Origin of the sequence: Thiorhodococcus fuscus, from assembly GCF_042682685.1 — a bacterium.
GTDB classification, from domain to species: Bacteria; Pseudomonadota; Gammaproteobacteria; order Chromatiales; family Chromatiaceae; genus Imhoffiella; species Imhoffiella fuscus.
Map to the genome: position 1 here is coordinate 1 of NZ_JBHUHX010000008.1, position 7,557 is coordinate 7,557.

At 58.8% G+C, this 7,557-nt stretch carries 7 protein-coding genes and 1 pseudogene; 2 read left to right on the forward strand and 6 right to left on the reverse strand.

Annotated features, from left to right (window positions below):
• From ACFSJC_RS04470 to ACFSJC_RS04490, 5 genes and pseudogenes are all read right to left on the reverse strand, one after another.
• Positions 1 to 498, reverse strand: a complete 498-nt coding sequence (locus ACFSJC_RS04470; RefSeq protein ID WP_386023832.1) for an HD domain-containing protein — start codon at positions 496 to 498, stop codon at positions 1 to 3.
• Between the two features lie 106 nt (positions 499 to 604).
• Positions 605 to 1,072 carry a DUF2267 domain-containing protein gene (locus tag ACFSJC_RS04475; RefSeq protein ID WP_386023835.1) on the reverse strand — a complete coding sequence of 156 codons (468 nt, stop codon included), beginning with the start codon at positions 1,070 to 1,072 and terminating at the stop codon, positions 605 to 607.
• Between the two features lie 79 nt (positions 1,073 to 1,151).
• Positions 1,152 to 1,657 (reverse strand): annotated as a pseudogene (locus ACFSJC_RS04480) (REP-associated tyrosine transposase).
• A 78-nt stretch (positions 1,658 to 1,735) separates the two neighbouring features.
• Entirely contained in the window at positions 1,736 to 2,284 is a 549-nt protein-coding gene (locus tag ACFSJC_RS04485; protein ID WP_386023838.1) for a hypothetical protein, read from the reverse strand.
• A 114-nt stretch (positions 2,285 to 2,398) separates the two neighbouring features.
• A complete protein-coding gene (locus ACFSJC_RS04490; protein ID WP_386023841.1) occupies positions 2,399 to 3,355 on the reverse strand; it encodes an AAA family ATPase in 957 nt (318 codons plus the stop codon).
• Between the two features lie 791 nt (positions 3,356 to 4,146).
• Here ACFSJC_RS04490 and typA point away from each other — a divergent pair.
• The gene (gene typA, locus ACFSJC_RS04495) at positions 4,147 to 5,961 is read left to right on the forward strand and encodes a translational GTPase TypA (RefSeq protein WP_386023843.1); all 1,815 of its coding nucleotides are present in this window, start codon (positions 4,147 to 4,149) and stop codon (positions 5,959 to 5,961) included.
• 9 nt (positions 5,962 to 5,970) lie between these two features.
• Entirely contained in the window at positions 5,971 to 7,029 is a 1,059-nt protein-coding gene (locus tag ACFSJC_RS04500; RefSeq protein WP_386023846.1) for a PA0069 family radical SAM protein, read from the forward strand.
• A gap of 21 nt (positions 7,030 to 7,050) precedes the next feature.
• Here ACFSJC_RS04500 and ACFSJC_RS04505 read toward each other — a convergent pair.
• Positions 7,051 to 7,557 (reverse strand): hypothetical protein (locus tag ACFSJC_RS04505; RefSeq protein ID WP_386023849.1); only part of this gene is annotated, 507 nt, incomplete at its 5' end.

Here is a 7,557-nt window from a genome sequence, read left to right on the forward strand (position 1 = left end):
CTAGCACCTCGCGGGCACGGAACAAAGGATAGCTCCGTCGCGGCAGATAATCACACGGGACGTAACACCTTGATTGTGTTGAATGATCGTCTCGATTTTGTCCAATGCCTTGACAATTCGAGCCTCCCGCGTCCTGGCGTACTCATAGTCTTCCCACAGCGACAGAAATTCTTCTTGTAACGCTGCCGGCAGAGTGGCCAGTAGCTTCACGAGATCCTGCCGCTCCTGGTCTGACTTTGACGCTGACGCCTGCTGTAGCACCGCCGGAACATCCCCGTTGAGGGCTTCGCCTAGATCGTGGATAACGCACAGTTTGAGGACGCGGTCAAAATCTAAAGGACCAAGAATATCCTGGAGCGTCATCGCCAGAAGGCAGAGTCGCCATGTGTGCTCGGCGGTACTCTCCCGCCGTCCGGTACTTGTATAAGACGTGCGCAGAACGCTTTTGAGCTTCTCCGCTTCTTGAATGAAGACCAAGCGGCCCTCTAGATCAATCATGACTTCGAAAATCCTCTTAAAATAGCCGGTATCTGAGTGAGGCAGAAACCCCGACTGAAGGCGCAGATTGAATCTGCCTCGTTAGCAAACATTGGCCTTCAGAAAATCATATCTTCCAAAATTCAGCGGCCGCTTTCGGCAACTGGGCAAGCAACTTATCGAAGGCTTCCTCATTCACATGCCGGCGCAGCGCCCTTGCAACATCTTGAATCGCGGTATCCGTGGAAAAGTTATGATCTTTCCGCAACTCCTTGACCTCGGCGTTCATCGACTCACGATCTGAAAACGCCTTTCTTTCTTCTTCTAGATTCCAATCGGTGACGAACAAGGCCCGCAGACAAATCGGAAGAACGTTTGCAAACGCAATGGCATCGTTTGTAGAGATCCTGCGACGAAACACCTGAAACACGCCTTGCGTCATCGTATATGTCACATGTGTACTCCAGAGTCCCGCCGTATCTCTCGCATCGACCAAGTAATCATAGAACTTTGCGGATGCCCGCTCGTATTCAGGTGGTACCGGCATATCTCTGCTCATAATGTCAAGTTCGGCCCCGATCATGACCTCGACCAAAACAAAGCCTCCGTATGACGCGGTGAGGAATGAACCGCATCATTCGCGTCATTCTCCAGCGGAAACGCTCATCTCAACCTCAGGTCCACACGCCCATATCCACGCGATAGATGCCTCGCCGAACATAGGCATGAAAGCTGGAATGAGGCCAATCCGCGACACGTTTCACCCAACCGTGCTTGACGGGATTCCAATGGATATAATCAACGTGCCGCTCGAAGTCGAGTTCATCACGAATCACATGTTCCCAGTAGCGGCGCTGCCAGATTCCACGCTCACCACGTTTGACTCGGCTCTCCGAGCGTCGTTCTCCGATAGTAATATGTCGCGAAAAACCAGCTTTGATCAGTGACCAGCGCGTTTTGAAGTCGGCGTCGCCTTTAGGCAAAGTCCATATCGTATGCAAATACTCTGGCAGCACGACGATGGCATCGATGAAAAAAGGGTGTCGCGCCTTCACGTCTCGAAACATCTCGCGCAATAAATCAATATTTTTAACAGAAGTTGGTTATTGTGACGTTGTGCCAAATTGACAGTAAAGAAGAAGGTGGCGCCGAGAACATTAGGCATTCGATACGCCGTCATGCCACAGAAAATCCGTTATAGGCCGAACAACACGAATGATGCGGTTCGTTCCTCACCGCATCCTACGCGGGCTAGTTGTTAAGATATCGTTAACATTTCGACCATATCCTTCGCGTAATCTTCGTAACCTCCCCATCCCAACACCTCAAAAATTTCTACCGCAAGCACCCTTGGGCTCTCATTCAGGCTCTTAATTTGAATACCGAACTCCTGCGACAATAATTGCAGGGATTGCTTCGTATTGGGATTGGTAGGCATACCTTCTTCAAAATGCAGCGCTTGATTTCGAGCGTGCCAAATTACAGAAGACAAATATTGCGAACCAACTAACCGACCTTTTTTCATACGCCCATCCGACGCAGGCCATGCTAACGATATGCATTGCCGCGCAACCTGAAGAATAGCGCCAGCAACGGCCCCCACTGCCACATTCGCTAACAAGAGAGCCTTATGTGCTTCTGCTAGTTTCCCATAGTAATGATCGAGAGTTTCATCATCGTAACTTTCAATTGCAGCACGGTGTTCGAAAATGTATGAATAGTATTGTCGCTGCGGTTCGAAAACCCATTTTTCATTTGCGGCAACCATACGCGCATGTTGGTACGATTCAAACAACCGCATACTCATTGGCTCAACTCGATGTAAGAATTCGATCGGCTCCATTTCGTGCGCTAACAGTTGATTAGACGGACTCCGTCATTGCTACGCTAGACAGAGTAGGCTCAACACCCAAACACCCTTTTAAGGAATCGCCACCAAACTCAACAGCTTTTTGATGAAGGCATCCGTGGTAATCCCCTCCGCCTCGGCCTCGAATGTAAGCAGGATGCGATGGCGCAGGATCTCGGGGGCGACGGATTGGATGTGGTGGGGGGCGACGAAGTCGTCGCCGTCGAGCCAGGCGCGGGCGCGGGCGCAGCGGGCCAGGGCGATGGAGGCGCGGGGGGAGGCGCCGAAGCGGCACCAGCGGCCGAGGTCCTTGTCGTAGAGCTTGGGCTGACGGGTGGCCTGGACCAGGTCGACGATGTAGCTGTGCAGCTTGGGATCCAGATAGAGGCCGGCGACCGCGCGGCGCATGGCGAAGAGCTCGGCCTGACTCAGACGCTTGGCGGGTGGGTCGTAGCTCTGCTTCTGCTGCCGGCCATCCAGTTCGAGGATCTGGAGTTCCTCCTCGCGCGTCGGATAGGTGACGACGGCCTGCATGAGGAAGCGGTCGAGCTGGGCCTCGGGGAGGTGGTAGGTGCCTTCCTGCTCGACCGGGTTCTGGGTCGCCAGCACCATGAAGAGCTGGGGCAGCGGATAGGTTCTCTGACCGACCGTGATCTGGTGCTCGGCCATCGCCTCCAGCAGCGCGGACTGGACCTTGGCGGGGGCGCGGTTGACCTCGTCGGCCAGCAGCAGGTTGTGGAACAGCGGTCCCTGGCGGAATTCGAACTCACCCTTGTCGTGACGGTAGATGTCCGTGCCGATGAGGTCCGAGGGCAGCAGGTCGGGGGTGAACTGGATGCGGTGGAAGTCCCCTTCGAGCGCCTCCGCCAGCGCCTTGACGGCCGTGGTCTTGGCCAGGCCGGGCATGCCCTCGACCAGCAGATGCCCGTCGCTCAGGAGACAGACGAGCATGCTGTCGATGAAGGCCTGCTGGCCGATGATGCGGGAGGCGATGTGCTCGCGAACGCTTTGCAGATCGGTAGGCGTCATACTCGAAGTGGCTCTCTGTCCCGTTGGCTGTATCCCGTCGACTGGCACGGGTCGTCGATCGGCGGCGACTCAGGGCCGAAAACCGAGCCCAGTCGTCACGCCCTGGCGGATCCTCGGCCCATCTTGCGATCGAATCTATGCTGTCCCTTTTACACTAGGAGCGCAAGCCCGGTGAATTACCCTGAGCGTATTGATTTATCAGCATATTAATCTCGCTGATCGCGCTCTTTCGCCGAAATCGGGGGAAGACGACCCATGCCAGAACCGAGCGAGCGTGCACCGTACACTCTGGTGGATAAAACGGATTTGTTCACATGTGTCAAGAGGACCTCACAAAGAGATGGCCCTTGATCGGTAGAGCCTGTGGCAGGCTTCACGGAAATCTATAATATATTGAAAAGTATAGATTTATTTAAACCGATCAAAATCCAGCCAATCTGTTTCAAGCCCAGCAACGACGCGCGTTGAGGGCGATTGCCTGGATATTGCCCACAGAGTTATCCACAGGAACTGTTAACAGAGCGGAAAACCGTTGGCACATCGGTGCGTTGCGACGATGTGACGATAAAAAGTCGGAGGATTGAGGCCTAACTCGCTGGAAGATGGTTTGCGGTCGATGAACGGCCCACTCGGTTCTGTGATATGCACCGATAATCCGACGCACGAAGGGTATATAATCGGGAGTCGGCCATTCGTGTCACGCCCAATCCTTCCGAGGCGCTCGTCCCCGCCGCCGATTCGTGTCCAGTACATCCTTGACTAACCTTTGCCACTGCTCGGAGCCTTCCTCAGTGATCGAAACTCTTCGTAATATCGCCATCATCGCCCACGTCGATCATGGCAAGACCACGCTGGTGGACAAGCTGCTCCAGCAATCCGGCACGCTCGGTGACCGCTTTGGGCCTGTGGAGCGGGTGATGGACTCCAACGCGCTGGAGAAGGAGCGCGGCATTACCATCCTGTCCAAGAACACCGCGATCCGCTGGAACGACTACCGCATCAACATCGTCGACACCCCCGGACACGCCGACTTCGGTGGCGAGGTGGAGCGCGTGCTCTCGATGGTCGACTCGGTGCTGCTGCTGGTCGACGCCCAGGAAGGCCCGATGCCGCAGACGCGCTTCGTCACCAGCAAGGCGTTCGCGCACGGTCTGCGCCCGATCGTGGTCATCAACAAGATCGACCGTCCCGGCGCGCGTCCCGACTGGGTCATCGACCAGGTCTTCGATCTGTTCGACCGGCTCGGCGCCACCGACGAGCAGCTCGACTTCCCCATCGTCTACGCCTCGGCGATCAACGGCTATGCCGGTCTTGAGGACAGCGTCAGTGGCGGCGACATGACCCCGCTGTTCGAGGCCATCGTGAAACACTGTCCGGCGCCCGAGGTGGACCCAGAGGCCCCGTTCCAGATGCAGGTCTCGACGCTGGACTACAACTCCTACGTTGGCGCCATCGCGGTCGGCCGGATCCGTCACGGCAGCGTGCGCCCCAACCAGCAGGTGGTCGTGGTCAAGGCGGACGGCGAACGTCAAAAGGCCAAGATCGGTCTGGTCTATGGCTATCTGGGACTGGAGCGCCATGAGGTTCCGGTCGCAACCGCCGGCGACATCGTCGCCCTGACCGGTATGGAGTCCCCTGGCGTATCGGACACCTTCTGCGACCCGGAACACGTCCATGCGCTGCCGCCGCTGACCGTCGACGAGCCGACCGTGACCATGACCTTCCAGGTCAACACCTCGCCCTTCGCAGGCAAGGACGGCAAGTATCTGACCTCGCGTCAGCTCAAGGAACGTTTGGAACGCGAGCTGATCCATAACGTCGCGCTACGCGTCGAGGAAGGCAACGATCCGGAGAAGTTCCGTGTCTCCGGCCGTGGCGAGCTGCATCTGTCGATCCTGCTGGAGAACATGCGTCGCGAAGGCTTCGAGCTGGCGGTATCGCGTCCCGAGGTCATCTTCCGCGAGATCGACGGCCAGATCTGCGAGCCTTACGAGCAGCTCACCGTCGACCTGGACGAAAGCTCGCAGGGCGCCATCATGCAGGCGCTCGGCGAACGTCGGGCCGAGCTCAAGGACATGGTGCCGGACGGCAAGGGCCGGGTGCGACTCGACTACGAGATTCCCTCGCGCGGGCTCATCGGTTTCCAGACCGAGTTCATGTCCCTGACCTCGGGCACCGGACTCAAGTACCACGTCTTCGATCGCTACCGCCCGGCGAACATGGGCGGCATCGCGCCCCGACGCAACGGCGCCCTGATCTCCAACGCCACCGGCAAGGCGCTCGGCTACGCCCTGTTCAACCTCCAGGAGCGCGGACGCATGATGGTCTCGCACGGCGAGGAGGTCTACGAGGGCCAGGTGGTCGGCATCCACTCGCGCGACAACGACCTCACCGTCAACCCGCTCAAGGCCAAGCAGCTCACCAACATCCGCGCCGCCGGCTCGGACGAGAACATCCTGCTGACCCCGCCGGTGAAGTTCACGCTGGAGCAGGCGCTGGAGTTCATCGAGGACGACGAGCTGGTCGAGATCACGCCCGCCGCCATCCGTGTGCGCAAGCGCTATCTGAAGGAGCACGAGCGCAAGCGCGCGAACCGCGGGGGCTGACGAGAATCCTTGGGCGCGAAACCACGGCCCAAGGGTCGCGGCGCGCTCGGCAATCCGGGCAGCCGCTACCTCTCGCACACCACCGAGGCGGTGGACGACGGCTGGCGCCGGGACGAACCACCTCCGCTGCCCACGACCCTGAGCGTCGATCATGTCCGATCGGCGCTCAGTTGGAACGACTCGCCGGACATCCCCTTCGACCGCTCGCTCAATCCCTATCGCGGCTGCGAGCATGGCTGCATCTACTGCTATGCCCGCCCCTACCACGCCTGGATCGGTCTGTCGCCGGGACTGGACTTCGAGAGCCGGCTCTTCCACAAACCCGACCTGCCAGAACGTCTGCGCGACGAACTCGGTGCCCGCTCCTATCGTCCGGCCCCGATCGCTATCGGCACCGCAACCGATGCCTATCAGCCGATCGAGCGCGAGCTTGAGCTGACCCGACGCACCATCGAGGTGCTGCTCGACTGCCGGCATCCATTCACCATCATCACCAAATCGAGCCTGATCGAGCGCGACGCGGATCTACTCGACGCCGCAGCTGAGCTGGGACTGGCGCGGGTCATCCTCAGCATCACGACGCTACAGCCAGGACTCGCCCGGACCATGGAGCCACGCGCAGCCGCGCCCGCACGACGGCTGCAGACCATCGCCACGCTCGCGAAACAGGGGGTTCCGGTGGGGATCATGATCGCACCCATCGTCCCAGTGCTGACCGATCACGAATTGGAGCGCCTGATGGCGGCGGGACGCGAGGCCGGCGCATGCACGGCCTGCTATTCGCTGCTGCGACTGCCCAAAGAGGTTTCCGGGCTGTTCCGGGAATGGTTGGATGAGACGGTGCCGGACGCCAGCAAGCACGTCATGAATCGGCTGCGCGAGACGCATGGCGGACTGGAGCAAGACCGACGATTCGGCGCCCGCATGACCGGATCGGGCGTCTACGCCGATCTCATGCTGCAGCGTTTCAGACTCGCCGAGCGGCGGCTCGGCTTCGGACCAGCGCCGCCGCTACGATGCGATCGCTTTCGACCACCAAACCGGCATGGACAGCTCTCCCTGTTCTGAGCCGGTCTTGGCGAAGCGATCCTACGCCCAGAAACTCGCGGGCAGCGTATTCCAGACTTGCTGGATGTCGACGCCACCGCCGCCGATATAGTCATCTTCCATATAGAGCTCGGCCGTCACCGTATAGTCGAGATCGAGCGTCGTCGCATCCGCTCCCGAGATATCGAGATAGACGCTGGTCACCCGATTGCTATCGTTGAAGAAGGCAAGCGTCGAAACATCACCATTGGATTGGAATGAGACATTGTCCGTGAGTGCATTTCCCTTGGAGTCGCGCAAGACGAGATCATTGAGATCTTGTGTGGAGTCCCCGTCCCCTTCCGTGACGCGAACGCGGTAAATCGCCAAAGGCCCAACCGAAAGCTTGATCCAGTCCTGATCGTTGGCCCACTGGATCTCACCAGGATAAGGATCCTCGCTCGCGATGGTGCCGGCGGTCTTGGTGGTGTTGCCGTAGTCGTCGGCCTCGGTGGCGACCGTGACGGTGTAGGCGCCGGTTTCGGTGACATCGCTGGCGGCCACTTCGAG